The sequence below is a fragment of the Parasphingorhabdus sp. genome, from assembly GCF_039968395.1.
Taxonomy (GTDB): Bacteria; Pseudomonadota; Alphaproteobacteria; order Sphingomonadales; family Sphingomonadaceae; genus Parasphingorhabdus.
The window spans coordinates 523,019-548,547 of record NZ_JBDVPV010000002.1; the positions used below are offsets into that span (position 1 = coordinate 523,019).

The following is a 25,529-nucleotide window of genomic DNA, read 5'->3' on the forward strand; positions in this document are numbered from 1 at the left end:
TCCCATCGCGGCGGACCTTAATAGTCTCTGCCCTGTTTAATCGACTAGCTAAACAGGGGGCGGTAGGTCAAGTGCGCGCGGGAGAAATACGGCAGATCAGCTGTAGGGCGGACAATCCAGATCCGTCGGACTCTTGGTGAAAATTTCACAGCCAGTCTCGGTAATTCCGATACTATGTTCAAATTGTGCCGACAATGACCGGTCACGGGTAACGGCGGTCCAGCCATCTTCGAGCATTTTCACGGCATATTTGCCGATGTTGATCATCGGTTCGATGGTGAAGAACATGCCGGGACGCAATTCCGGCCCGGTTCCGGGCCTTCCCGCGTGCACCACTTCCGGCGCATCATGGAACATCTGGCCGAGACCATGTCCGCAAAAATCGCGAACGACACTGTACCGATTGGCTTCGGCATGGGTCTGGATCGCGTGCGATACGTCTCCCATCCGGTTACCGGGCCTGGCCTGTTCAATCCCCAGCATCAAACATTCGTAGGTGGTCTGTACCAGCCGGTTGGCCTTGACCGGGGTTTTGCCGATCAAAAACATGCGGCTGGTATCGCCATGCCAGCCATCGACGATGACGGTTACGTCAATATTGACAATATCGCCTTCTTTCAGCTTTTTCTCACCCGGGATGCCGTGGCACACGACATGGTTGATCGAGGTACAGCAGCTATGCGTAAATCCACGATAGCCGAGCGTTGCAGGCACGGCACCTTCGCGAAATGCATGGTCACGAACCATGTCATCCAGAGCGCCGGTAGTCACGCCGGGTACAACATGCGGAACCAGTGCATCGAGAATTTCCGCGGCCAGACGACCGGCCTTGCGCATACCTTCAAATCCTTCGGGGCCATGCAGCTTAATGGCACCCGTGCGGCTTTGCGGTGTTTCTTCTTCTACGGTCAGATAATCAGTCATAGCCTTCATATAAGCATTTCGATCGGGTTTGGCGATACCCGAATTCAAGCCGCTATTTGGCGAAAATTAACCCTGTTTGTCTATGCAATAGCTTCCTATTTCCAAATTTCGAAAGCATGATGCGCAACATCTGGAAACTTCTTTTGATCCTCCTGTCCCTGCTGCTTGGCGGGTGGGAAGTTGTGCGCCGGATCGAGATGCTGAGCACGCCGGAGGTCCAGCTTACCGGGCTGGTCGCATATGCTGTTCTGTTCATCACCTGTCTGATCAGCGCGATCGGAGCGGCCTTTATCGTCCGTCCGTCGTTGCGCTGGCTGTTGGCGATCCTGCTGGCAAGCGGATCCTGGCTGGTTGATGGCTATCAATGGGTTGTCGGTGACTTTATGGCCTATGATGCTTTTGTCACCATGATGCAAAGTGCCGGTGATCTGGGCAGCGCGTTCCAGCAGCAATGGCCGGTCATGTTGCTGGCCGCGACCAAAGCCGGGTTACTGCTGGTCGGTGTTGGCTTGCGGCCGATGGAGCAGGGTCACTGGCTGACCCGTTTGTCCGCCCTGATCTCCCTGCCGGTGATATTGGCGCTGACCGTGCTGCTGTTTTTCAGAGGCGGCGAGGGGGGCAGTGGTCTGCCGTCGTCGCATTCCGGGCTGAGCTTCACCTTGCTGCAAGGTTATGAACTGGTCGTGACATCGGATGCAGAAAGAGAGACTGTTGCCCTGCCGCCTCTGACTGCGGCTCCAAAGCGCGATATCGTGCTGATCATCGACGAAAGCATTGCCGGAGCGTATCTGGATATCAACGACGAGCATGGCGTGTATTCCGGACTCGCAGGATCGCCCAAGCTCGCATCCATCCACAATTTCGGATTGGCGGTCTCGATTACCCATTGCAGTGTCGGATCCAATCTCAGCATGCGCTTTGGCGGGACGCGCGAAAACTATCAGGAAGCCGCCCGCACAATGCCATCAATCTGGGCCTATGCGGCGGAAGCCGGCTTGCAGACCGTCTATCTCGACGCGCAAAGAACCGGCAGAGCCTATCAAAACCAGATGGATGACGAAGAGCGCCAGTTGATCGGCCAATGGGTCCAGTTTGCGGATGTCCCGGTTGTCGACAGGGATCAGGCCGTGGCCTTGCAACTGGCAGAGCTGCTGAATGATGATCAACCGCAATTCATTCTGGTCAACAAGGTGGGCGCGCATTTCCCGGTCAACGACAAATACCCGGACAGTCACAAGTGGTTCACCCCGGCTCTCCCGCGCGGAAGTTTTGCCGATGTGACTGATATGGCAGTCCCCGATGAACTCGACGGGGCCGCCGGGAACTGGCGGCTGTATCGCAACAGCTATCGCAACACATTGACCTGGAGTGTCGGCAAGTTCTTTGACCGGTTGTTCGCTGGCGCGCAGTTGAGCAACGCCACTATCATTTACACATCCGATCACGGCCAGCATCTGCATGAGAATCCGGACAATGGAACGGCCACCCATTGTACACCCAACCCGGCTATCGAGGAGGCCGTCGTCCCGCTTGTCGTGATCAACGGGCCGGATGCAGAACAGACAACATGGCGGACCGCCGCTGAAGCCGGGCATGACCGGATGAGCCATTACCGGATATTCCCGACACTGCTGTCTCTCATGGGATTTCAGCAGTCAGACATCCTGCCGGTTTACGGGCCGGATCTACTGTCCGGGGAGGCCGATCCCTTTACATTTAACGTGCGATATAATGCGAGGCTGGGAAGTAGCCCGGTCTGGAAACATGTTCCGTTGGAGAATGTCGCTCGCCCGCCGGTTGGTGACTATCAAAAGAACCAGACAGACCGATAGTGACCACACAAAAGCTTTGATGATTGCTGTAATCTCTCTATATCCAGCGCGATGAACACTTCCCGTATCTATACCGCTGCCCTGATCGTCATTGGCGATGAGATTTTGTCCGGTCGAACCCAGGACAAGAATATCGCACAAGTTGCCAAATGGCTGAACGTGCAGGGGATCAGGCTGGGCGAGGTTCGTGTGATTGCCGATGACATGGACGCGATTGCCGAGGCTGTGAATATCCTGCGGGCACGCAATGATTATCTGTTTACGACTGGTGGTATTGGCCCAACCCATGATGATATTACCGTCGATGCAATCGCCAAGGCGCTGGGCGTGGATGTTGTGATCCACCCGACCGCTCGCGCGATACTGGAACGCTATTATGCCGACAAGGGCGGAGTGAACGAAGGCCGATTGCGCATGGCCCGGGTGCCGGATGGTGCAGAGTTGATCGAGAACCGGATGTCCGGCGCACCGGGGATTCAGATCGACAATCTCTTCCTGATGGCTGGTGTCCCCCATATTACTGCTGGCATGCTGGATGCGCTGACCGGAACTCTCGAAGGTGGTGCGCCGCTGCTGTCCGCTACACTGGGAGCCTGGGCCCCCGAAAGCGAGATTGCGGATGTTTTGCGCGTGGCCGAGAAAGCGCATGAAGGATGCCAGATCGGCAGCTATCCTTTTTTCCGAAACGGAACCGTGGGCGCCAATTTCGTCGTACGGTCAACCGATGCCGAAGAACTTGAAACCTGCCGGCTAGCCTTGAAGTCCGGATTGGAAGATGCCGGATACGAGGTGACCGACGACGGGATATAGGCCGGCTGGGCATTTTCCCAATTGCGTGCGTTTTAACCGCGAGAACCAACTGCAGTTTGTCAAAAAAAAGGAGCGTTTGGGAGAACGCCCCTTTTCTTCGCAATCAGTTTCGATCTACAGATCAAAACCCAGCGTGATACCCCAGCGACGCGGCGGGCTGATGTTGTGGAAATCGAACAAAGTCCCAACCGGCGTATAGGATACTTCGTATAATTCCTTGTTCAGATTTTTGACGAAGATGTTCACATAAGCCTGATCGCCCGGCAAATCCCATCTGATACTCGCGTCAATCACGTCATAAGCGGGGATTCGACCATCAAGTGCTCCGGTTACCAGCAGATTCTGTTTGCCAACATGGGTCCAGTCTCCGCGGAACGTCAGTATCCCGGCTCCGCCAAGGTCGGCTGCATAACTTATTCCGCCGCCCAGCGTCCATTTCGGCGCTCGTGATATTTCCAGATCAGAATTGTCAGTGATCATCGTATCGCCGTTCAGGTCGGCAAGATACTCATCATAGCTGGCATTGTTATAACCGGCCGAGAAATCGAGATTTAAACCATCGATTGGTACTGCCGATACTTCCAGTTCAAAGCCCTTCACCGTAGCGCTTGCGGCATTGTCGGTCACAGTTTCCTGATTGTTGCCTCCAATTTGCCCCGCGAGAGTTCTGATGACGGTCCGTTGCAGATCGGTATACTTGTTATAGTAGACGGCGACATTTGTACGCAGCCGGTTGTCGAACCAATCCGCTTTTACGCCACCTTCAAAGGCATTGACGCTTTCCTCATCAAATGGTCCCAGTGCACCGGGGGTCCCGCCGCGACCATTGAAGCCACCGCTTTTGAACCCTTTTGAATATTTGGCATATAGCAGAACGTCATCACTTGCCTGATAGTCGATGCCGACAGAGGGTCCGAAATTCGACCATGTATCATCGAGGCGGGTGATTGGGCCAAGGTTGGGGAAGGGCGTGAAGAACGTAGCAAAGAAATCCTTCTTCTCCTTGGTATAGCGACCACCCAGTGACACCCTTAACTCGGGCGTGATATTATATTCGGCCTGAGCAAAAACAGCGAAGTTCTTATGTGTTTGTCCGGTTATGGCATTGTTGCGCGCAGTTGTGGGTCCATTGGTCACATTGAGAAACGTGTCTCTGCGGAGAAAATATTCCTGCTGGAAATAGTAGAGACCTGCGATGATGTTAAGGTCATCGGTCACATTTGCATTATATCTCAGCTCGCTGGAATATTGCTCATGCGGTTGGTCACGCAGGGTTTCAAAAAACGGGGCTGTCGTTCCATCCGTGTCGTTGTTGTTTATGTCTTTCGTCGTTTCACGATAGTTGGAGATCGATGTTAAAGTTCCGGGGCCAATTTCCCAGTTTGCTTCAACAGTTACGCCCCAGATATCAATATCACTTTGCCCCGGAACGTTAAAAGCAAACGCCCGGACATCATCAGTACGAGCGAATGAGGGGACGTTGTAAAAGATTTGCAGAAGCTTGTTTGGTGGTGTCACATTGATCGACGGCAAATTTTCGCTGCGTTCACGGCTATATTCACCGATTATCGTCAACTCAAAGTTATCGGTTGGTGTGAACAGTATCGAAGGGCGGAACGTAAAGGTATTGCTCTTGCCCGCTGAGGTTGGATTGCGCCGGCCTGGAATGCCCGTAAATGTATTCAGATAATAACCATCCAAATGTTGTGAGAAAGCCGCAACTTTAACCGATAGAACATCATCAATCAGCGGAGTTTCAGCTGCGAACTTGATATCTCTCTGACCAAAATCGCCAAGCGTAACCTGGCCGCGAATATCAAACTGACCTGTTGGCCGCTTTGTGCGATAATTTACAGCACCGCCAGTCGTGTTCCGGCCAAACAACGTGCCTTGCGGTCCCCGCAAGATTTCAACTTGCTCGACATCGAACAGATCGAGTGAGCTGTTCGCGGTGCGCGGAATATAAACTCCATCGACATAGATCCCGACAGATGGATCGACAGTGGAATCCGGATCACCATTGCCGATGCCGCGAATGAAAACCGCAACTGAACTGCCAAAGTTACCGATGGTGTTGATGGTCACGTTCGGCGCTCTGCCACTCAAGTCTGAAATATCCGTAGCACCAATCCGATCGAGTCTGTCGGCACCAATTGCAGTCACTGCGACCGGAGCTTCTTGCAATCGCTCCGTTTTCTTGCGGGCGGTCACAATAATTTCCGCATTCCCGGTGCTGACTTTTGATGATGATTCTTGATCCTGTGCCAGGGCAGGCGCAGCGACTCCCCCCATCAGGCCCAATGCTGTTCCATAGGCCAATTGTCGTTTCAGTATCCTTAGTGATGCACCCATTTTTTCCTCCCAAGTGTTTCGCCTATTGATTTTGGCGATGTCATATTTATGTAAGTGAATATATATTTACATAAATAATAGGCCTACCGTCAAAACTAACAGGGCCGGAACCGAGAATGAGCTCGGTTCTTCACAGGGGAGACAACGGGGTGAGAACACGCGTGGAAAAGCCGAATAAATCTATGTTTCTATTGGGAATGGTAGCGGCTGCGTTGTCTGTCTCCGGCTGTTCACAACAATCTGACGAAAACGACAAGTCAGCCGGATCGGTCGAAGTGACCGATTATCCGGAGCAAGTCTACTGGGGCGACCTCCACCTCCACACGCTTTATTCCTTTGACAGCTATAATTTCGGCAACAAGACGTTTGGTCCAGACGATGCTTACCGCTTTGCCCAAGGGGAGGAAGTCGATGCGCATGGCGGGAAAAAAGCCAAACTGGAGCAACCTCTCGACTTTCTGATGGTTTCCGATCATGCAGAATTTACCGGCGTGTTCCTTGGGATGGAAAAGGGCAATCCTGATATTGCGGACACCCCTTTAGGCAAAGCTTGGGCGGCCATGAACGAAGCGGGAGATACGCTTGGCCCGATGGATGAAGTCGTAACTTCCCTTCGTGACGGAAAGGCAAAAAGGCAACCGCCTGAGGCATTCAGGAAGACTATCTGGTCGGAACTTGTAGAAGCAGCGGAACGGCACAACAAACCCGGTAAATTTACGACGTTCGCAGGCTATGAGTGGACATCCATGCCTGGTGGCGGCAACCAGCACCGGGTTGTCGTATACAAGGATGACAAAGACAAAACCCTGCAAACCATTCCGTTCTCGGCTGCAGACAGCAATAACCCGCTCGATCTCTGGCGATATCTGGCCAGCTATGAGGAAAAAACCGGCGGCGAAGTCATCGCCATTGCCCATAATGGCAATATTTCGAACGGCAATATGTTCGGATATGTTCAAAGTGATGGATCACCGTTTGATCAGGAATATGTGGATCTGCGGGCACGCTGGGAACCGCTTTACGAAACGACCCAAGTCAAGGGAGATGGAGAATCGCACCCGCTCCTCTCACCGGAAGATGAATTTGCCGACTTTGAAAACTGGGATGAAAACAACATATCCATGGTTGCCAAGCCGACCGATCCGGAAGAGCTTCGCAATTGGCTTGGAGGCGAATATGCGCGAGAGGGATTGAAACAAGGATTGGAACTGCAAGACCAATTTGGAGTTAATCCATATCAATTTGGCCTGATCGGCAGCACCGATTCACACACCGGGCTAGCTACCTCCGACGATGTGAACTTTTGGGGAAAATTCGTCGAGTCTGAGCCGAGCAAAGAGCGTTTAAACAGCAAGATGGCAGGACGCCTCTGGGAAAACTGGCGACTGACAAGTTCAGGCTATGTCGGAGTGTGGGCAAAAGCAAACACACGCGAAGAGTTGTTCGCAGCGTTCAAGCGCAAGGAAGTTTACGCGACTACCGGGCCCCGCATCGCCGTTCGTTTTTTTGGAGGTTGGGACTATCAGGCTGCAGATTTGAAAGTATCTGACTATGCCCGTATCGGCTATGCCAAAGGCGTTCCGATGGGCGGTGTTCTGTCAGGTGCAGGTGAAGCACCTCGCTTCATGGTCACGGCGATGAAAGACCCGAACGGAGCCAATCTGGATCGGGTTCAAGTCATCAAAGGCTGGCGCAGTAGCGATGGCAAGTTACATGAAAAAATTTATGAAGTGGCGTTTTCCGGTGAGCGGAAAGTTGATCCTGTGACTGGCAAAATACCGGCCGTGGGCAACACCGTAAACTTCAAGGATGCAACATATTCCAATGATATCGGTGAACCGTTTCTTTCCACCATGTGGATAGATCCAGATTTTGATTCTGCGCTTTCTGCCTTTTATTATGTCCGGGTGCTGGAAATTCCCACACCGCGCTGGACCCTCTATGATGCCGTGCAATTCAAAGTGAAACCGCCGAAGGATGCTCCGCTGGTAACCCAAGAGCGAGCCTATAGCTCGCCAATTTGGTACCAGCCATCCTAGCGATCTTTTCTCGACCGCCGTTATGCATTCATGTTGACCAATGCTTCCGGGATTGCCAACGGTGAATTGATGAATTCTGACAGAGATATTCCGGTACCATCCAAAAAAAGAGGCCGTCCATTTGGCAGCAATGCCAAGGACACGCGAAAACGCCTTTTGCAAGCAGCAGAAAAGCATTTCAACGAGAAAGCCTATTCCGACGTAAGCATGGCAACTGTTGCCAAATCGGCGGGGATGACTGGTGCGGCAATCTACAGGCATTTTGATTCTAAAGATCACCTTTTTGAAGAGACCATAAAAGACCGCATGCGGATCTATAATCAAACGATCAATGCAGCGGTTGCCGGCAAGGGTTCCTGGAAAGACAAGTTCAACAAACTTCTGGAAGCGGTCACGCCTTTGCATGGTAAATCTTCAGGCTTTCCCATGATCGGCGTCATCGTGTTGAGTCAACTGCAGCAGCAGCCCGAAAAGTTTCAAGAAATCCGTGACTTGCGAGAAGAATCAGCAAGCGTGTTTCGTGCATTGATCATTGAAGGAGTAGATTGTGGCGATCTGCCCAAGGATACGGACATTGCGATAGCCGGCGATCTGTTGATGGCCATTACAGCAGGTGCGATTAATACGGTTTCTTTCTACAATTCGTCGCCGGACAACATGGTATCGATTATCGACTCCGTCAAAGTGCTGCTGGGTACGCGCGCTTAAGCCGAAACCGGATATCGATAGATTCCCAATGCGTGCCGGACCAGTCTGCTAAAAGTTAGCGCTGATCATTCACGCACTGCCCGCAAGGCCGCGCCTGCTGCGAACGGGGTGATGGCGACCAGCAGCAGCGATACTGCGCCCAGAAACAGCAAGGCACTGCCGCTGGCATCTGACAGGCTTCCCGCACCGAATATCAGCAACGGAATGGCCAGCGGGATCAGCAGCAGACCGCCCAATGCTCCTGCCCCTTTAAGCCCCGCGGTCAGGGCGGCGATCATGACGGCCAGACCGGCGAGGGCCGGTGTTGCGATGGCGAGGCTTGCGAGCAAGATGATCAACGGGGCGCCTTCCAGCCCCATGAGCCCGCTTGCCAGAAAGGCCGCCAGGAGCAGCGGCGGACCAAATGACAGCCAGTGGGAAATCAGCCGGGCAAAAGCGATGAGCTCGTCGGTCAGTCCGCGGACAATCAACTGGTCATAGAGTCCATTGTCCAAATCTGGCTGGATCAGGCGATCGAGCGGTAGCAGGGTGGCGAGCAATGCAGCAATCCATAGGATACCGCCGCCGGTTTGCAGGAGCAGATCCGGGTCGGGACCAACTGCGAAAGGAAACAGCGTTGCGGCTGACAGATAAAAGATCACCGGCAGCCAGGTCCCGCCGCTGGCATAGCTTTGACGTACATCCCGCCCGATCAGTATGTGCAATGTCGAAATCACGATTCAGTGTCCATTCTGTCCAGTGGCTGGAGGTCCAGGCGCAGATCGGTGGCGATGGGCAAGGTGATATGACTGGCCGCCAAAATCATTCCGCCTCGATCAAGATGACCTTGCAAAGTCTTGCCCAGCATAGCCACCGAGCTGCTGTCCAGCCCGTTGGCAGGCTCGTCGAGCAACCACAGATTTGCCGCGCTCAAAAAGGTCCGAGCCAGTCGCGCGCGTTGTCGCTGTCCTGTGGAAAAATATCGGATCGGAACTTCTGCGAGATGATCCAGTCCGGCTGCGATCAAGGCACTCTGCGTGTCTTCCGCGGTTTTGCCGTCGAGGCGTGCCCAGAATTGCATCGCCTGTTCGAGCGGCAATTGCGCATCCAGCGCGAGTTGGTCATCACATAATGCGACTGATCCAGGCAGTTGGATCTCTCCGGAAAAAGCAGGCAGCAGTCCGGCAATCAGACGCAACAGGCTGGACTTTCCGACACCGTTCGGACCGGTCAGCAATCCGGCCTGCCCCGGTTCGAGTGCAAAATCGAGATTGCGGAACAGCATTTTCCCGCCGCGCACGCACGAAAGGGACGTTGCGGTCAGCGACGTTTCATGTGCTTTTTGCATTTCGGTTGACGCCCCGGTGTTCATGCGAGAGACTTAAGACATGAAAACATCGCCCTGCCAAGTGAATAGGGCCGGTCAGGAGTATTGTAATATGGTCGCACAATTGAGTCAGTCGGAACGCGAAGCCGCTCTCGCACAATTGCCCAATTGGGATTATGACAGCAAACGAGACGCAATCAGTCGTGCATTCCAATTTGCCGACTTTACGGCAGCCTTTGCCTTTATGAGCCGTGTCGCGCTGCATGCAGAGAAAGCGGACCACCATCCGGAATGGTTCAATGTCTACAACAAAGTCGACATCACACTGACGACCCATGATGCCGGTGCCAATGGCGGTTTGTCCCAACGCGATATCGATCTGGCAACTGTGATTGAAACTTTCGTCTAGGCGTCAATTCTGTTCGGTAGGCGCAAGCACTTCTCCGATATCCGCAAGTTGGGCTTGTTGATTGCGCAACCGGCCCGGCATCCAGCGCGCGGCAAATGCCAGTTGTTTGGCCATTTTGTTGACTGGTGTATGAACCTTCTTGCCATGAACAGCTTCCCAGGCCGCCGGACCAATGATTGAAACCGGACTGACAAGAACACCGGCCTCCTCCAGCCGTTCCTTGCCAGTCTGATTGCTGCCTTCCGCCACGTCAGAGATGATATTGGTATCAATAAAACCAGGCATCAGCGACCGCGATTTTATCCCGTGCTTCTTGAATTCGATATCATGTGATTCGGCCAGACCGCGTACAGCAAATTTTGTCGCGCTATAGACGCTGAGATCGGCGACGCCGTAAATGCCGGCGGCAGAAGCAGTGTAGAGAATACAGCTATCGGGAGTTGCCTTGAGCGCTTCAAAACAGGCCCGGGTTCCGCTAATCACGCCCGTAAAATTAATCGCTATCATCAGATCAATATCTTCGTCGGTCATTTCTTCGATCGGACCGCCATTGCCAATTCCGGCATTGTTGAACAGCACGTTCATTTGACCGCTGGTGATCGCCGTAAACTCGGCCACGGCGGATTTCCATTGCCCCCGATCCGTGACATTGAGGACATGCAGACTACTCTGGCCATCCGGTAACATTTTGGCAGTTTCCGCCATTCCGCTTTCATCAATATCGGCAATCCCGATGAACCAGCCTTTGCTGGCAAAATAGCGCGCAACTTCCCGGCCCAGTCCCGAAGCAGCTCCGGTTACGAACATGCATTTCTGTCCACTTTGATAAGCCATTTAAAATTCCCGCCCCTTCTATTTACATTGGTGTTCATTGCAGACGTTTTGAACTCATTCGTCAAGTGCGATTGGACATCTGACTGAAAGCGCGTCAATAGTCGCATCGATGTCAGTCTCGCCTTCCGTTTCCGGTCCTGCAATTCAGTTGCGCGAACTCAGTCGGCACTTTGGTTCGGTGCGCGCTGTCAATAATGTCACGCTTGATATCGCCGCGGGCAGCATGATTGCTTTGGTCGGACTGTCAGGGTCTGGCAAATCGACGTTGCTCAAGATGATCAATCGGCTGGTTGAACCGGGGTCCGGTTCTATTGAAATTGGCGGTGAGGATATTCGCGAACAAGAGGCGTATATATTGCGCCGGCATATTGGGTACGTCTTTCAGAATATCGGACTTTTTCCGCATATGACGATTTCCCGGAATATCGCCATTGGTCTTGAACTGGCGGGCGCGAAGTCCGGGCAGCGCGAGCGGATAGCTGAATTGATGGAGCTGGTTGAACTACCACCAGACATGGCGGACCGCATGCCGCATCAGCTGAGTGGTGGGCAGCAACAGAGGGTCGGTGTGGCACGGGCGCTGGCGACACGTCCCGGATTGATGCTCCTGGACGAGCCCTTCGGTGCTCTCGATCCGGTTACCCGGGACAGCCTGGTCGGGCAGTATAAAGAACTGCACAACAGATTGGGGCTGACGACCATCATTGTCACGCACGATATGGCTGAAGCATTGTATCTGGCCGATCGCATTCTTGTAATGGAAGCAGGGCAGATAAAGGCTGACGCGACGCCGGCGGAGCTGATGTCCGGTCTGGCAGGGCCTGAAGCAGAAGCGCTGGTGGCTATTCCAAGGGCCCAGGCTGCCCATCTCAGCGCTTTGGTCAAATCGTCATGAGTCTGGCCTGGCAGCAGGCGTTTGCACGTGTTCCCGACCTGCTTTCGGCCCATGTTCAGCTCAGCTTTTCGGCACTTCTTCTGGCAATGCTCATTTGCCTTCCCTTGGCAGTTTGGGCGGCGCGAGCACCCAGGGTTGCGACCGTCATATTGGGACTCGCCAGCCTTATCCAGACCATTCCTGCGTTGGCTTTGCTCGCCCTTTTCTATCCGATACTACTGGGGCTTTCGGTTGTTTTGGGTGGCGGACTTTCCGCGCTTGGCTTCCTTCCGGCCCTGCTGGCTCTGACGCTTTATGCGCTGCTCCCGATTTTGCGCAATGCGGTGACCGGATTGACGGGTGTTTCGCCGGCAGCAAAGCAGGCCGCTGACGGGCTCGGCATGACCGCCTTCCAGAAACTTCGTCTGGTCGAGGCGCCATTGGCAGCCCCGACCATCATGGCGGGAATCCGGACCGCAGCGGTCTGGACGATCGGCGCTGCCACGCTTTCTACGACAGTTGGACAAGCCAGTCTGGGCGATCTGATTTTTGCCGGGTTACAAACACAAAACTGGACATTGGTTTTGACAGGTTGCTTCGCATCTGCCGGTCTCGCGATACTTGTCGACCTGCTTTTGGGCCTTGTCGAAAAAGGAATACGGGACCGGCGCATGATCTGGAAATGGGTTGGATCGGGATTGCTCGCGCTCGGTCTCGCGGTGACGGTGCTTCCGGGTTTGTCAGATCGGAAAGCTGACGTGGTGGTGATCGGTGCCAAAGGATTTTCCGAACAGTTTATACTCGCCCGGTTGATTGGGGGGCGGCTGGAAAAGGCGGGCTATGAGGTGCGCTACAGCGATGGTCTGGGATCGGCCGTTGTGTTTCAGGCTTTGGCCGGGAATGATATTGATATTTATGTTGATTACTCAGGAACGCTCTGGACCAACCAGATGAAGCGAACCGATACTGTTACGCCCGAACAAATGGTGGATGACATTTCGCGATGGAGCGAAGCCCAGCATGATGTCGCCGTGATTGGCGCATTGGGCTTTGAAAATACCTATGCCTTTGCGGTTCGTGCACCGGCCGATGGTGGTCCCGCTGTGACAACGCTTGATGACCTCGCACGCCGTTCGCCGGAAATGACATTTGGCACGGATCTGGAGTTTCTGGAACGTCCGGAATGGCGGATGGTGCAGGCAGCCTATCCAATCCGTTTCCGGGCCGAACGATCCTTTAATCCCACCTTCATGTATCCCGCCCTATCCAGCGGTGAGGTAGATGTTATTTCAGCCTTTTCTTCCGACGGCCGGATTGCAGCGAACAATTTTGTCGTACTCGAGGATCCGAAAGGGGCTGTTCCCTCCTATGAGGCCATGCTTCTGGTGTCGCCATCACGGAGCAGGGATCGAAAATTTGTCGAAGCAGTCGAGCCGCTGGTGGCGGCCATTTCTGTAGAAAACATGCGGGAAGCCAATTATATGGTTGATCGCGAATCCGATAAAAAAACGCCAATGCAGGCTGCGAAATGGCTGGATAGAAAGATTGGCGCAGGGAAGGTAACTGAGTGATTATACGTTTGTTGTGGATGTTGCGGATGCCATTTCTTGCTCTGGCTTGTCTGGTCGCATCGCCAGTCGCAGCGCAGGTGGATGTTACATTCTACTCCCATGATTTCGGGAAAAACTTTCCCCACGCATTCTTCGTTCTAAAGGGGCAATTGGAGAATGGTGAAACGGTAGATACCAGCTACGGCTTTACCGCGGTCAATGTTTCACCGGGGATTTTGTGGGGCTCGGTCAAAGGCAAGGTTGAGACACCCAAGCTGAAATATGTCGCGAAAAGCAATGCGCATTTCACGGTGACAATTGACGACAACAAATATCGTGAACTGATTGGCCTCGTCGAAAAATGGCGAACCATGCCGCAGAAGAGTTACAATCTGGGCAAGCGCAATTGCGTGCATTTTGCGAGTGAGGCAATCGCGCTGCTCGGTTACAAATTTAACAGCAAAACCAAGAACTGGAAAAAGCCCAAATCGTTCATGCTAGAAGTATTGGCAATGAATCCGGGGCTGGTGAAACTGGGAGGGAATAGTGACTGATATATGCCTTGTAATCGGGGCCGGCGCCGGAATTGGCGGTCATGTTGCCAAACGCTTTGCCAGAGAAGGATATCATGCCGCGCTTTGCCGTCGAAGTGATCAGGACGGTCTCGACAATATGGTGGCAGAGATCGAGCAGGCCGGAGGCACGGCTTCGGGGCATTTGTTAAATGCAGTGGATGATGGTGCCATCGAGAAACTGATCGACGACATCGAAGCCGATATCGGTCCGATCAACGTTGTGGTCTATAATCTGGGTGCCCAGATAGGAAATCGCAGTGTCGCGGATACACCGCTCAAAACGTTTGAACTGGGTTGGCGCATGGGGACATTTGCCGTTTTCCGGGTCGCACAGAAACTGTTCCCGCTGATGGAACAGCGCGGCGGTGGTGCATTGCTGGTGACTTCTGCAACATCTGCCATGCGCGGCAATGCCGGCCAGTCCAGCCATGCTGCGGCGATGGGCGGACGGCGGATGCTATGTCAGGCTCTTAACGCTGAATTTGCACCGAAGAACATTCATATTGCCCATATATTGATCGATAGCGCAGTGAATGCGCCGGACACGCTCGGGAAACTTTTGGGCCAGGAGCGATTCGAGAAGCTTCTCGAAGCCAAGGCGCAGGGCAAAGATGAAATCATGGAACCGTCTGCCATTGCCGACACATATTTTCACATTGCTCATCAGCACCGCTCGGCATGGACGTTCGAACTGGATATGCGTGCCTTTACGGACACGGCCTGGTGGAATCATCCGCTCGATCTGTAACCGGCGCTACATCACCATCACATGATAATGGTGCCAGGTGAAAATCGCGACGGCGCCGCGATGTGGGGACCAGGCTTCGGCGATGTCGCGAATTTCCTGTTCGGATGGTCGTTCTTTCATTCCGAGAAAATCTCCGACCCCGACTTGTATGGCGAGATCGCCGGCAGGCCAGATGTCCGGACGCCCTTGTGCGAACAGCAAATAGATCTCTGCTGACCACCGCCCGATTCCCTTGACCTGTGTGAGCAGAGCGATGGCTGCCTCGTCATCTGGCGGCAGATTGTCAAGGTCCAGTCTGCCGGACAGGATGAGCTCGGCCAGACTGCGGGCATAGCCTTGTTTCTGCCGCGACAGTCCGCAGGCCCGCAGTTCGTCAAATTCCGCCGCAATCACCTCTTGGGCCGGGCATCCTTTGCCCAGTCGCGCTTCCAGCTTTTTCCACACTGCGGCGGCGGAAGCGACGCTGACTTGCTGACCTACGATGGTACGAAGAAGCGTTTGATAACCCGGAGGATTGATCCGCGGTTCAGGATATCCAGACGACGAAATCGCGGCTGCCAGTCGAGGTTCCAGCTTTCCAACGGCATCCAGGCCGGTCCGTATCGTCTCTTTTGATAGGCCCATTGCCTGCGTTCCTCTCAATTTTGGCTGCTTCGGGCCTTGATTCTTTCTCGCGCAGCGGACATAGCGTGCCGGATTTTGAAATAACAGACAGCTTGAGGGGTATATATGCCAACGATCATGGTCACCGGCCGTTCCGGAGAAGAAAAATCAGTGACAGTAGACAGCGGCATCAATGTCATGGAAGCGATCCGCGACAATGGTTTTGATGAGTTGCTGGCATTGTGCGGCGGCTGCTGTTCCTGCGCAACCTGTCATGTACATGTGGATTCCGACTGGAAAGCCAAGTTGCCAGAGATGAGCGAAGACGAAGATGATCTGCTTGAAAGCAGTGATCATCGCAATGAGCATAGCCGGCTCAGCTGCCAGATTGAAGTCACCGATGCTCTGGACGGTCTGAAGGTTGCGATCGCTCCGGAAGATTGATCTCGAACTGCAATCACAAACAAAAAAGGGGAGCATTCATTGCTCCCCTTTTTTGTTTGTGATTGCAGCGTTGTCTAGCGCTCCAGTCGCAATATCGCGCGCGGACTTTCCTGGAACATGGATTCTTCACCAAGGCTCCACTGGAGTGTTTTTTTCACGCCTTCGCTGGCATAACCATCCGCGCTGTTATTGCTCAGGACCTCACCATCGGTTTCAATCACGAAATTGCCCTCAATCGGTTTCATGTCCGGCATTTTTTCTCGTGACATTTCCTTCATCGCCATCGCGCCGAACAGTCCGCCCGGCCCAGCCAGTGCCGGTGTCAGTATTTCCAGCTCACCGCCAGCCCGCCTGATGATCTGAACAAATGGAAATTGCATGGTCGCGCCAGGAAGCGATGGGAACGAGAAATTCTGATCGAATCGGCCAGAAACTGCGTATTCGACTTCAAACAGATCGTCACCGACATATTCGACTTTGTTCCAGCCATCATATTTGGCGAGCTGGTCTGCAAATTTCTTGAGACTTTCGTCATCACCAGGAATGGCACCGCCAAAAATGGCGCCCATGGCCGCTTTTTTCTCGTCGTCATCCTTTTTGCGCCGTGCTTCGCGATCTTCATGTTGTTTACGTTTTGCGGCAATTTCCTTTTCCGAGCATTCCCGGCTTTGATAGCGATAGCTGTCATTCGGATCATCATCGGTTGAGTCCGAACCGTAATAGCCATAATCCAGTTCGGTGACTTCCCCGGTTTCATTGTGGGTTCTGCTGGAGCATTCGGTGCTTGCCGGATCGAAGGGCGCATAGCTTTGTCTGCCGCCAATGCCGCCTTTCTCATCACCGGAAAAAAGTTGCATCTGGCCGTTATAGACGAAGCTGTAGCTCCCATCTTTCATCATTGTGAGTTTGGAATCGAATGTCCCCGGTATCAGCAGGCAAGCTGACAGCAGGAGCGGTGTGCATAACGCTGCTACAATCTTCAGTGCTTGTTTCATGACTGTTCTCCCTGGTTTTCTAGTCTTTTGTTCTCGTATATTCAGCATAAAGCGCAATGGCCGCCGCATTGGAAACATTGAGGCTTTCCATGCGTGCGCTCATTGGCAAACGGGAAATGACATCACAATGTGCAGCGACGTTCTGGCGCAGGCCTTCGCCTTCTGCGCCCATCACAAGTGCGAGCTTGCTGTTTCCCATCGCCTGAGAAAGCAATTCTGTTCCTTCGCCGTCTAGGCCGATACGCCAATAACCAGCCTGCGCAATCTCATCCAGGGCGCGGGAAAGATTGACTACCCGAATCCAAGGAACAATTTCGAGTGCTCCCGATGCTGATTTGGCCAATGTTCCGGATTCCGGTGGTGCGTGGCGATCCTGGGTCACGATAGCGGCAGCATCAAAAGCTGCCGCAGACCGCAATATGGCACCTACATTATGCGGGTCCGTGACCTGATCGAGCAACAGGATCGGGCGTCCGGCTGCCGAGGCATCGTCCAGCAGATCACCAAGCCAGATATCAGGAAGCGGGTCGACATCCGCAACCATGCCCTGATGGGGGGCATCGCGTGCAACCATGCGTCCCAGATCAGCCACGTCGCAATAGACAACGGGCAAGCCCTCCGGCAGATCGAGTGTAGCCAGCGCCTCCCGGGTTCCGGAAATCTTCTTGATCACGCGACGCGGATTGTCGAGCGCCGCGCCAATTGCATGACGACCCCAAAATTTGAGACCGCCGCCCGTTTTTTTAACTGATTTGTTTTTCCGTGCCATAAGCCCCTCTAGCGCTTCCCGGTATTCGGCACAGCCCTTTTTTCCAGCAATATGCTGATTTTGTCAGTCATATTGTGAGACAGGGCATTGACAGGCAGGCGTGGTTTCGTCATTGAGCCGCACTTGCCGGAAAGCGGCAAACGCAATCATTGAAATGCGATGCATGGATATGTTTGGGGACAGGTGGCCGAGTGGTTAAAGGCAGCAGACTGTAAATCTGCCCGCGCAAGCGTACATAGGTTCGAATCCTATCCTGTCCACCATTTGCTGAAATGCATCCGATCATGATGACCAGATTGATGCGCATCGCGTTAGCCGTTGACGGCCTGATCTGGTTCAACCCGGTCGACTGCCAGCAAACCTTCCATAACCGCGCACGCGATCATGTGGGTTCTGTTTTTTGCCCGTAGCTTCAAGCGAACATTCTCGACATGCCGGTCGACTGTGCGCGGAGCTATGCCGACGTGCTGAGCCACTTCCTTTGTCGACAACCCTTGTGCGACATATTCCAGTATCTCCGATTCTCGAGCTGTGAGGACCGGACCATTGTTCAAACTTATTTGTTGTAACATGAACTGGTTCACTTTCTTTTGCATCGGAACGCATGATGTTGCTTTCCGAATCTTTTGTGCCCCAATTTTATCTTCCGGCCCTGTCAAAAACTCGCCACGCCCGCGCGTTGCAAGTTCACCGGAATAGTACGCATGAAACTACTAAGCCTGTATGGCCCTTCTGGTGCGATAAACGGTGGTTCCCTCCACAGAGTTCTCGCCGGACCCACAGTATTAACATGTCTGCTTCGTAATTGTTAGGGTTTTAACCCCCGGACTCGCGGCACGGATAGGACAGAATTGCCCCAGCCAACTCTCTGAATTTACGCCATTTTACATTTAGTGTGCTGTTTTGTGGGTGTTTCTGCTTAGTGATTTCTGCCGCGGGAAATTACCTGCGATTCTGCGCACGGGATCGCGGCAGGGGAATCACGGGATGGACCGGATCGGGTTGGTTGCCGTAAACAAATGGCAGAAAACAAGGAGAAACGTGAAGGTCGCATTTGAGGACGCAGGGACAGAAAGTTGCTGTCTGCGGAAAGAGGGTCGTGCTGAAGTCTTTCAAGGAGGCAGCACGTATGCAAGCTACTTTATCCACTTCCCCGGGTACTCCGGGACTATCATCACATCTACGAACCACCGCATTGCGGTTCCGGCCGGGACAGCTGATCTTCGATGAAGGACAGAAAGCAACGCGCTGGTATGAAGTGCTGCGTGGCACCGTACGTACGTGCCGCTTTCACATGGATGGCAACCGGCATTTGACGGGCTTTTTCTTTAGCGGAGATGTCTTTGGTGCGGATTATGGCTATTACGGAACCGCTGCTGAAGCTGTCACCGAAGTGACTGTTCGCTGTTACCGCGTTGGTGATATTGCCACGGAACAAAGGCCAGCTCCCCATCTGGATGAGACAGTTTCGATGCTGTTCCGGGCGATGTCGAGTGCGCAAAGATATTTGTTCATCATGGGTCACAGGACAGCGTCTGAAAAACTCGCGGCCTTTCTGCTGTGTCTTCAACAACAGGCAGCAGATGATCAGAACATCCGTTTGCCAATGTCGAGAAGCGATATCGCAGACTTTCTTGGACTGACAATACATACCATCAGCCGGACATTTAGCGACCTCGCTCGCCGGGGTTTGATCATCGTGAACGGTCGGCATGCAGTGGCGATCGCCGATTATGGAGGGCTTTGCCGTCTGGCTGGAGAGTATCAGGACAGCTCTGGCTCCAGCCCATGCACCGACGTGCACCCTGCCGCCGATATCTGTCTCGGAAACCGCACGGCTGCGTGAGCAAATTCGGCCCACCGCCAATTCGGAGAATTTAAATGACTTTCAAAACCCCCAATTCACATGCCTGCATATTAGCGCTGCCAGCTGTTGTGCTGGTTGCACAGCCGGCACAAGCTGAAGCAAATTCAAATGACCCAAATCGTGCCGCTGTTGAGGCCGGACCAAAGCTGACACCGGAGGAGGCGGCAACTGAAACCGCAAGAATACTAGCAAATCTGCGTGCTTTGCGCACCGACAACAATGATCTGAAACCTGAGCATGAAGCGCTGGAAAGCAGATCCGTTTTGCCGACGGCGCAAGCGCCCGAAAAGCAGATTGAGGCAGCCAGCAAAGTAGCGGAATCCGGTTCGGCCGACATATTGGGCGCGCTGGTAGCGATCCGATCTGAACTGGCTGAGCAAAAACGCCTGATTGCGGGTCAGAACGCACTTATCAAAAGTCAGAGCAATAAAATCAGACAACTGGAATTGCACAATGACCTCATCCGTGCCGCTACGCCCCAGGTCACGTCTCCATATGTCATGTCACGATTGCGGGGAGCGGGGATTCAACGGGAGCAGCTTTCCAATACCGCTGTTCAGCCGGGACAAAATCCGGACAGTGGATCGGACTTGCCTGACGCACCGGTTGGTGAAGCGCCGCCTGAAGCTCAGAACATCGAACAGAAGGTTGAAGCCGTGCCCGAAGGGCAAGGCGTATTGACGCCCAAAGGTCAATTCGTAATTGACCCTTCCATCGAATATACGCGATCGTCGACTAACCGGCTGGTGTTTCGGGGAATAGAATTGATTCCGGGAATTCAGATTGGAGCGATTGAAGCGAGCGATGCGGATCGGGATACGATCATCGGAACATTTGCCATGCGTTATGGATTAACCCGGCGGCTCGAAATCGAAGGCCGGATTCCGGTGCTTTACCGCAAGGACCGTATTCAGGTTGTCCAACAGCGCGAAGATCAGATTGTCCGGGAAATTGGCCTCAACGCGACTGACATTGGCGATGCCGAGTTTTCCCTTCGCTATCAATTGAACGAACCGAAAGGTCAAAATCCGATCTGGGTAGCCGGCCTGCGGGTAAAAACAGATACCGGGGTCAGTCCCTATGAGATTCCGTTTGATTCATTTGGGGTTGCGACCGGGCTGGCTACGGGATCCGGTTTCTGGGGTTTGCAGCCCAGCATGAGTTTCTTGCTGCCATCAGACCCTGTCGTAATTTATGGCGGTGTTGGATATCTGTGGAATATTGAACGGAACATTGACCGCGTCGTCGGAGAGGTCTTTATCGGAAAAGTTGATCCTGGCGATGCCATCAACGCCAATGTCGGCTTTGGCTTCGCGCTCAATCCCCGCTTCTCCTTTTCCCTTGGTTATGGGCACAATTATATTTTCTCGACCAAAACCGAGCTTGGGACGACCTTGCAGGAAAGCAATGACATCCAGGTCGGTTCGTTGAACTTTGGAATGTCCTATCGTCTGAGCGAACGGCAGTCGTTGAGCCTCGGTTTCAAATTCGGGGTAACCGAAGACGCTCCGGATGTCGGTATCACGATGCGTATTCCGTTTCGGTTCTAATCCTGTTGGCACATAAAAATACCGCCGCGGTTCATGTGAACTGCGGCGGTTTCCCTGTGAGGGAAGGTCCTGTGGGGGGACCTGGGAGTAACTAGTTTCCGAGAGCGGCTATCGCACCTTGCGTCAGAGCATCACCCAGTGCGCTCCCCAGACGTTCGCGCATCAGATCGGCATTGAAATCCTGATATCCGGAAAGCCCCAGGGTCGCATCGACTTCCTGGATGCTGTTGAAGCCATTGGCGGTGTTGATCAGCATGTTTTGCAAGCCATTGGTAGTGCCATGCGCGATGGCTGTTTTGCCATCGTTCAAAAGATAAACCGGCGTGTCACCGATTTTCATGCGGATGTTGCCATTGGAAAAGACGCCGTTTTGCAACGCCGCGGCGTCAACCGGAGTTAATCCGGCTGCGACGGACTGGATTGTCTCCGGTCCATTGTCTGTCCAGTTCAGCACTGTCTGAAGCATCAAATCGCCGTTTACATAGGTTCGGATATCGGCGCCGAAATTGATGTCGAGGCCGGAGAATCTAAATCCGCCACGCAGCTTGTCCAGTTCTTCGTCTGAAACAAGTGCGGGCAGATCGGCCGCCGATGGGGGTTCCGACTGAGCGGCCTGGGGCCAGATAATCGCGATTGTTGCGAAAGGAGCCAAAATTCGGGAAGACATCTTCATTGTTCATCTCTCATCTTACAGTACCAACGCGCACATCGAGCAGAAACTCGGGCGTTATCTGATACAGGGGGGGAAGGTGTGTTGTTAGATCGCCAATTTCGGTCATGGTCGAGATTTGGGCTGTCGGTGCTTTTGCCCAGGGACTCCAGTCTCCGGCCTGATTGTAGACCGGTCGCTTCTTGATCGGGCCGTCAACGATGGCGAGTGCGACCCCGTTCCAGTATTTGTTGAAGTCCTTTGTCGAATATTTGTTTAACCCGAGCGCGGAATCGCCGACCAGCACCTGATCTTTGGTCTGCCCTTTCACCACCACAAAATGCTTAAACCCCTTGAGATTCAGAAGCACAATTACAGGGCGTTTGACCTGAAACAATTGCTCCGGTTTCAACTGGAACCCCTCTGCACGATATCCTATGGATTCCAGGTAATTGCGCATGTCCAGCATCGAAAAACCGACTTTGCGAATAACTTCCCGGTCGCCAAGCTCCCACATTGCCTTGAATGGCGTGCGTTCGACGGTGGGGCGATCATAATGATAAGTCAGCAACGTGGCGACAGCTGCCGACCCGCAGCTGAAATCATAGCGCTGGCGGATGACCGAACGAAAGGGAATATCCCGCCAGGTCATTACACTTACCGAGTAGTCACCGCCGGTTGCTTCCCGGCCCAAACGCACTTCTGCATTGGCAGACGTGGTCGGGAAAACCGTCAGGCCGACAAGAGCCAGCACACCACTCTTCAACACATGTCTAAACGAGGGGATGGGGTTTGCATATGGAATTGGCTGGTTCACTGTTCCGGCCTACTCGCTGATATTGATCGTTATACTCATTCCCGCCTGCAATGAGGACTGGGCACCAGTATTGACGACAATATTCCCCAGGCCGCTGAAGCCGGAAAAGGCATCGCCGTCAAAACTGACATCTCCGGCGGTATAGTCGCCGTTGATGGTGTTGCCGGTATTTTCGGCAATGAGCGATTGAGTGTTGATCGCGATCTGGTTGCCACTGCTCATTCTGTTCAGCTCTTCAGGCGACAGGACGGAGGAAAGCAGATCGGATGCTGCGGGTGTCACTGCATCATTTTCGGAACTGGATTCGGGTTGTACTACCGTTGACTGCGCTGCAGCGGTAATATCCGGTGCGGTAAGTTCCGTTGAGGTTTGTGCTGCAGTGATTGAAGCGCTTGATGCAACCGCGCCTGTCATCAGTGCCAAAAGATATTTTCTCATTATTCTCACTCCGGATCATGAAGGGTGGAGGGGCCGGCACAATCTTGCCGAACCGGCCCCGCCTTTTACAGTCAGAACGTAATCGTGCCTTGTGCAGCAATATTGCTTGCAGACTGGGCGTTGGAATTTGTGCCACTGCTGAAAGACTGATCCAGAATACCGGCATAGGCAGCGAACGCACTTCCGCGGACATAGTTGTCGCCGCTATTGTGGTTGTTGTCGCCGTTATCGTCGGTGTTCATGTCGACCACTTCCTCCATGTTGGAGTTGGTGTTGACAGCAAGCAGCAATTGCGTCGCCGTGATGGTATTGGCGGTGTTGTTGCTGTTTACATCGCCGACAGTGAGCGTGTCATTGTCCTGCGAGTTGTTCTGCGCTTGCAGATATACATCAAGCAGATCGTTGACCACAATCGTGTCGCTGTTGTCGCCAGCAGCACCGGTTGTGTTATTGTCATTATCTTGTGCTTGCTGGGCCATGGCAGGAGCGCCAAGAGCCAGAGCAACAACAGCGGAAGAAGCCGCCAGCAGTTTTGTCATTTTCATCGTCATTCTCCTTAGGATATTAGGCGTCTCAATTTCCCTGACCAAACAAGGAAGGGGGTTAAGAGGCCCTGTTATGTGCCGCACATTGCGGCCTGACCCTGTTAGGATGAGTCGCGATATCGGTTGTTGCGATAAGGCAATTGAAACGAATATTTTTTTAAAATCCGAGCGAGATTGTTCCGTGCGTCCGGAGCCGGATAATGTGCGCGCGCGGTTAACGCATTCCGAAATCAGGCGTAGTAAGCAACGCTTTGCATGCCGGTTGCCATCAACTGCTGATCGCTGTTCCAGATCGCCATATATTGGCTGCTGGCACCATGATCGGCATGATGGGTTTTGGAATCAATCAACCACCAGCCGTCCCGTGTCGATATTTCATCAGCGATAATATTGACCTGCCAGTTCATCGAACTGACCATCGCATTTTTGTCGAGCAGCCCCATGATGGAAGGAGGCAGGGCATCGCCCATACATAATAATTCTGCCACCGGATCAAGCCCGTCACGATCCTTGAGTCGCATCCAGCGGGTGAGGCGATTTGTTTTCTGGCTTGTGTCGATCCGTTTGCCGACAAATTCCATTTTTGACGTAAAGAATTGCGCCGGTCCACTGTGCAATTCTTCCTGATCAGGCGTGGCCGGGAAATCCGGTTTCGTCATGTCTGAAGTGGTGATTTCAGTTTCTCGGGTAGCCGCAAAGATAAAGTTGCAGTGCAATCCCAGGCCTTTTTCTCCATGGAGATCAGACTGGACAAAGGCGGTGCTGCGTCCTCTGCGCAACATCTCGGTCTGGGCGGTAAGGGTACCGAACAAAGGGCCGGTAAACGCTATTTGTGCGGATCGCAGGCCGGGCAAGTTCGGTTCAATATGGCTTGCGGCATGATAGGCAATTGCGGAGGACAGACCGCCAAAGGCAGTACGGCCCTGGGTCCAGCCCTGCGGGACCTCCACGGGATTGGCATCTCCGCCTTTGCCGCATTGATTCAACAATTCAGCCAGTGAACTGTCTGAATTGGCCGCTGTTTCGAGCCTGTCGCTATTTGATACCGTCATTCGCACCGCTTATCGTGCAAATTGGTGGAAATCCACTGTTAAGATTTACAAATTCGCCACCTTGCGCTATGTTATCGTCAAGATTTTCAATCTCTTATTGGGAGATATTGGTATGAGCTACAATAGTACACTTACGCGCGCGGATCTTTCCGACACGATGAACCGTCAAGTTGGCCTGTCACGGGCGGACAGCGCGGTTATGGTCGAATCCATTCTGGATTTCATGATCGACGCGCTGGTTGGCGGCGAGAATGTGAAGATTTCGGGATTTGGTACATTTGTCCTGCGCGACAAGGGCGAGCGTACTGGTCGCAATCCAAAAACCGGCGTGGAAGTTCCCATTGCACCTCGCCGGGTACTGACCTTTCGTGCGAGCCAGACGATGCGTGACCGCATTATCGCGGCCGGTTAGTCGATCGGGTCAGGCACGAAAATGGCAACTGAAACGTCCAAGGACCGCGATGCTTTCCGCACCATCGGCGAGCTATCGAAAGAACTCGGAATCAAGGCACATATCCTGCGCTATTGGGAAGACCAGTTTGCGATGCTCCAGCCGCTGAAACGCGCGGGTTCCCGTCGGCATTACCGGCCGGATGATGTCAAGATGGTCACGCTCATCAATCGTCTGTTGAATGAAGAGGGCTATACCATCAAGGGCGCACGCAAATATTTGACGTCGCAAAAATCAAAATCATCAGCACATGCCGAAAATGTCGCGGACACATTGACGAAATCTGCGATTCCATTGGCCGGCTCGACGGGTGAAGACACGGGATTGATCGTGGCCGAGTTGAAGAATATTCGCAATCGCCTCTCGAGTGCCTTGAACGAATCTTGAA

At 53.4% G+C, this 25,529-nt stretch carries 28 protein-coding genes and 1 tRNA gene; 15 read left to right on the top strand and 14 right to left on the bottom strand.

All coding sequences use genetic code 11. From position 1 onward, the window contains the following. Positions 1–96 precede the first annotated feature (96 nt). Entirely contained in the window at positions 97–924 is an 828-nt protein-coding gene (gene map, locus ABJI30_RS06675) for a type I methionyl aminopeptidase (protein WP_348016406.1), read from the bottom strand. A 143-nt stretch (positions 925–1,067) separates the two neighbouring features. Here map and ABJI30_RS06680 point away from each other — a divergent pair, with 143 nt between their 5' ends. Next, positions 1,068–2,756, top strand: a complete 1,689-nt coding sequence (locus tag ABJI30_RS06680; protein WP_348033147.1) for a sulfatase-like hydrolase/transferase — start codon at positions 1,068–1,070, stop codon at positions 2,754–2,756. A gap of 51 nt (positions 2,757–2,807) precedes the next feature. After that, positions 2,808–3,566, top strand: a complete 759-nt coding sequence (locus ABJI30_RS06685; RefSeq protein WP_348016408.1) for a competence/damage-inducible protein A — start codon at positions 2,808–2,810, stop codon at positions 3,564–3,566. A gap of 114 nt (positions 3,567–3,680) precedes the next feature. Here ABJI30_RS06685 and ABJI30_RS06690 read toward each other — a convergent pair whose 3' ends face one another. Next, positions 3,681–5,918 (bottom strand): TonB-dependent receptor, encoded by a 2,238-nt coding sequence (locus tag ABJI30_RS06690; protein WP_348016409.1) that lies wholly within the window; start codon positions 5,916–5,918, stop codon positions 3,681–3,683. Positions 5,919–6,193: 275 nt separating this feature from the next. Here ABJI30_RS06690 and ABJI30_RS06695 point away from each other — a divergent pair, with 275 nt between their 5' ends. Together ABJI30_RS06695 and ABJI30_RS06700 are read left to right on the top strand one after the other, a co-directional pair. Then, a complete protein-coding gene (locus ABJI30_RS06695) occupies positions 6,194–7,957 on the top strand; it encodes a DUF3604 domain-containing protein (RefSeq protein WP_348016410.1) in 1,764 nt (587 codons plus the stop codon). A gap of 30 nt (positions 7,958–7,987) precedes the next feature. Beyond that, positions 7,988–8,665: a TetR/AcrR family transcriptional regulator gene (locus tag ABJI30_RS06700; protein ID WP_348016411.1), complete on the top strand. Its 678-nt coding sequence runs from the start codon at positions 7,988–7,990 to the stop codon at positions 8,663–8,665. A gap of 65 nt (positions 8,666–8,730) precedes the next feature. On the opposite strand, the gene ABJI30_RS06705 is transcribed toward ABJI30_RS06700, so the two are convergent. Continuing rightward, a complete protein-coding gene (locus tag ABJI30_RS06705; protein ID WP_348016667.1) occupies positions 8,731–9,378 on the bottom strand; it encodes a heme exporter protein CcmB in 648 nt (215 codons plus the stop codon). Beyond that, positions 9,378–9,992, bottom strand: coding sequence for a heme ABC exporter ATP-binding protein CcmA (ccmA, locus tag ABJI30_RS06710; protein ID WP_348025412.1), 615 nt, complete (start codon positions 9,990–9,992; stop codon positions 9,378–9,380). Before ccmA ends, ABJI30_RS06705 begins: the two co-directional genes overlap by 1 nt. A 40-nt stretch (positions 9,993–10,032) precedes the next feature. On the opposite strand from ccmA, the gene ABJI30_RS06715 reads away from it, so the two are divergent. After that, on the top strand, positions 10,033–10,380 hold the full coding sequence (locus tag ABJI30_RS06715; protein ID WP_348016413.1) for a 4a-hydroxytetrahydrobiopterin dehydratase: 348 nt from the start codon (positions 10,033–10,035) through the stop codon (positions 10,378–10,380). A gap of 3 nt (positions 10,381–10,383) precedes the next feature. Here the strand turns inward: ABJI30_RS06715 and ABJI30_RS06720 are convergent, their stop codons facing one another. After that, positions 10,384–11,214: an SDR family oxidoreductase gene (locus ABJI30_RS06720; RefSeq protein WP_348016414.1), complete on the bottom strand. Its 831-nt coding sequence runs from the start codon at positions 11,212–11,214 to the stop codon at positions 10,384–10,386. 109 nt (positions 11,215–11,323) lie between these two features. Here ABJI30_RS06720 and ABJI30_RS06725 point away from each other — a divergent pair, with 109 nt between their 5' ends. Genes ABJI30_RS06725 through ABJI30_RS06740 form a run of 4 tightly spaced genes read left to right on the top strand, consistent with a single transcriptional unit; the run spans position 11,324 to position 14,961 of the window. Next, positions 11,324–12,109 (top strand): ABC transporter ATP-binding protein, encoded by a 786-nt coding sequence (locus ABJI30_RS06725; RefSeq protein WP_348016415.1) that lies wholly within the window; start codon positions 11,324–11,326, stop codon positions 12,107–12,109. Further along, a complete protein-coding gene (locus ABJI30_RS06730) occupies positions 12,106–13,659 on the top strand; it encodes an ABC transporter permease/substrate-binding protein (protein WP_348016416.1) in 1,554 nt (517 codons plus the stop codon). The genes ABJI30_RS06725 and ABJI30_RS06730 overlap by 4 nt, the downstream gene beginning before the upstream one ends. After that, positions 13,656–14,192: a hypothetical protein gene (locus tag ABJI30_RS06735; protein ID WP_348016417.1), complete on the top strand. Its 537-nt coding sequence runs from the start codon at positions 13,656–13,658 to the stop codon at positions 14,190–14,192. The genes ABJI30_RS06730 and ABJI30_RS06735 overlap by 4 nt, the downstream gene beginning before the upstream one ends. Then, positions 14,185–14,961 carry an SDR family NAD(P)-dependent oxidoreductase gene (locus ABJI30_RS06740; RefSeq protein ID WP_348016418.1) on the top strand — a complete coding sequence of 259 codons (777 nt, stop codon included), beginning with the start codon at positions 14,185–14,187 and terminating at the stop codon, positions 14,959–14,961. The genes ABJI30_RS06735 and ABJI30_RS06740 overlap by 8 nt, the downstream gene beginning before the upstream one ends. Before the next feature lie 6 nt (positions 14,962–14,967). On the opposite strand, the gene ABJI30_RS06745 is transcribed toward ABJI30_RS06740, so the two are convergent. After that, positions 14,968–15,585 (bottom strand): DNA-3-methyladenine glycosylase 2 family protein, encoded by a 618-nt coding sequence (locus ABJI30_RS06745; protein WP_348016419.1) that lies wholly within the window; start codon positions 15,583–15,585, stop codon positions 14,968–14,970. Positions 15,586–15,690: 105 nt separating this feature from the next. On the opposite strand from ABJI30_RS06745, the gene ABJI30_RS06750 reads away from it, so the two are divergent. Beyond that, the gene (locus tag ABJI30_RS06750; RefSeq protein ID WP_348016420.1) at positions 15,691–16,008 is read left to right on the top strand and encodes a 2Fe-2S iron-sulfur cluster-binding protein; all 318 of its coding nucleotides are present in this window, start codon (positions 15,691–15,693) and stop codon (positions 16,006–16,008) included. A 74-nt stretch (positions 16,009–16,082) separates the two neighbouring features. On the opposite strand, the gene ABJI30_RS06755 is transcribed toward ABJI30_RS06750, so the two are convergent. Next, entirely contained in the window at positions 16,083–17,003 is a 921-nt protein-coding gene (locus tag ABJI30_RS06755; RefSeq protein WP_348016421.1) for a hypothetical protein, read from the bottom strand. Positions 17,004–17,022: 19 nt separating this feature from the next. Beyond that, positions 17,023–17,772 (bottom strand): 23S rRNA (guanosine(2251)-2'-O)-methyltransferase RlmB, encoded by a 750-nt coding sequence (rlmB, locus tag ABJI30_RS06760; protein ID WP_348016422.1) that lies wholly within the window; start codon positions 17,770–17,772, stop codon positions 17,023–17,025. Positions 17,773–17,949: 177 nt separating this feature from the next. On the opposite strand from rlmB, the gene ABJI30_RS06765 reads away from it, so the two are divergent. Next, positions 17,950–18,035: transfer RNA gene (locus tag ABJI30_RS06765), tRNA-Tyr, on the top strand. Between the two features lie 48 nt (positions 18,036–18,083). On the opposite strand, the gene ABJI30_RS06770 is transcribed toward ABJI30_RS06765, so the two are convergent. After that, positions 18,084–18,344, bottom strand: coding sequence for a helix-turn-helix transcriptional regulator (locus ABJI30_RS06770; protein WP_348016423.1), 261 nt, complete (start codon positions 18,342–18,344; stop codon positions 18,084–18,086). 557 nt (positions 18,345–18,901) lie between these two features. Here ABJI30_RS06770 and ABJI30_RS06775 point away from each other — a divergent pair. Then, on the top strand, positions 18,902–19,618 hold the full coding sequence (locus tag ABJI30_RS06775; RefSeq protein WP_348016424.1) for a helix-turn-helix domain-containing protein: 717 nt from the start codon (positions 18,902–18,904) through the stop codon (positions 19,616–19,618). 35 nt (positions 19,619–19,653) lie between these two features. Further along, positions 19,654–21,189: a transporter gene (locus tag ABJI30_RS06780; protein WP_348016425.1), complete on the top strand. Its 1,536-nt coding sequence runs from the start codon at positions 19,654–19,656 to the stop codon at positions 21,187–21,189. Positions 21,190–21,280: 91 nt separating this feature from the next. Here ABJI30_RS06780 and ABJI30_RS06785 read toward each other — a convergent pair whose 3' ends face one another. The 5 genes from ABJI30_RS06785 to ABJI30_RS06805 all read right to left on the bottom strand — a co-directional run bounded on the left by ABJI30_RS06785 (position 21,281) and on the right by ABJI30_RS06805 (position 24,690). Further along, positions 21,281–21,862 carry a hypothetical protein gene (locus tag ABJI30_RS06785; RefSeq protein WP_348016426.1) on the bottom strand — a complete coding sequence of 194 codons (582 nt, stop codon included), beginning with the start codon at positions 21,860–21,862 and terminating at the stop codon, positions 21,281–21,283. Between the two features lie 10 nt (positions 21,863–21,872). After that, the gene (locus ABJI30_RS06790) at positions 21,873–22,604 is read right to left on the bottom strand and encodes a C39 family peptidase (protein WP_348025413.1); all 732 of its coding nucleotides are present in this window, start codon (positions 22,602–22,604) and stop codon (positions 21,873–21,875) included. A 60-nt stretch (positions 22,605–22,664) separates the two neighbouring features. After that, on the bottom strand, positions 22,665–23,093 hold the full coding sequence (locus ABJI30_RS06795; RefSeq protein ID WP_348016428.1) for a hypothetical protein: 429 nt from the start codon (positions 23,091–23,093) through the stop codon (positions 22,665–22,667). A gap of 71 nt (positions 23,094–23,164) precedes the next feature. Further along, positions 23,165–23,638, bottom strand: coding sequence for a hypothetical protein (locus ABJI30_RS06800; protein ID WP_348016429.1), 474 nt, complete (start codon positions 23,636–23,638; stop codon positions 23,165–23,167). Between the two features lie 230 nt (positions 23,639–23,868). Beyond that, on the bottom strand, positions 23,869–24,690 hold the full coding sequence (locus ABJI30_RS06805; protein WP_348016430.1) for a thioesterase family protein: 822 nt from the start codon (positions 24,688–24,690) through the stop codon (positions 23,869–23,871). A gap of 112 nt (positions 24,691–24,802) precedes the next feature. Here ABJI30_RS06805 and ABJI30_RS06810 point away from each other — a divergent pair, with 112 nt between their 5' ends. Further along, the gene (locus ABJI30_RS06810; protein WP_348016431.1) at positions 24,803–25,102 is read left to right on the top strand and encodes an integration host factor subunit alpha; all 300 of its coding nucleotides are present in this window, start codon (positions 24,803–24,805) and stop codon (positions 25,100–25,102) included. 21 nt (positions 25,103–25,123) lie between these two features. Continuing rightward, entirely contained in the window at positions 25,124–25,528 is a 405-nt protein-coding gene (locus ABJI30_RS06815; RefSeq protein WP_348016432.1) for a MerR family transcriptional regulator, read from the top strand. The last annotated feature ends 1 nt before the right edge of the window (position 25,529 follow it).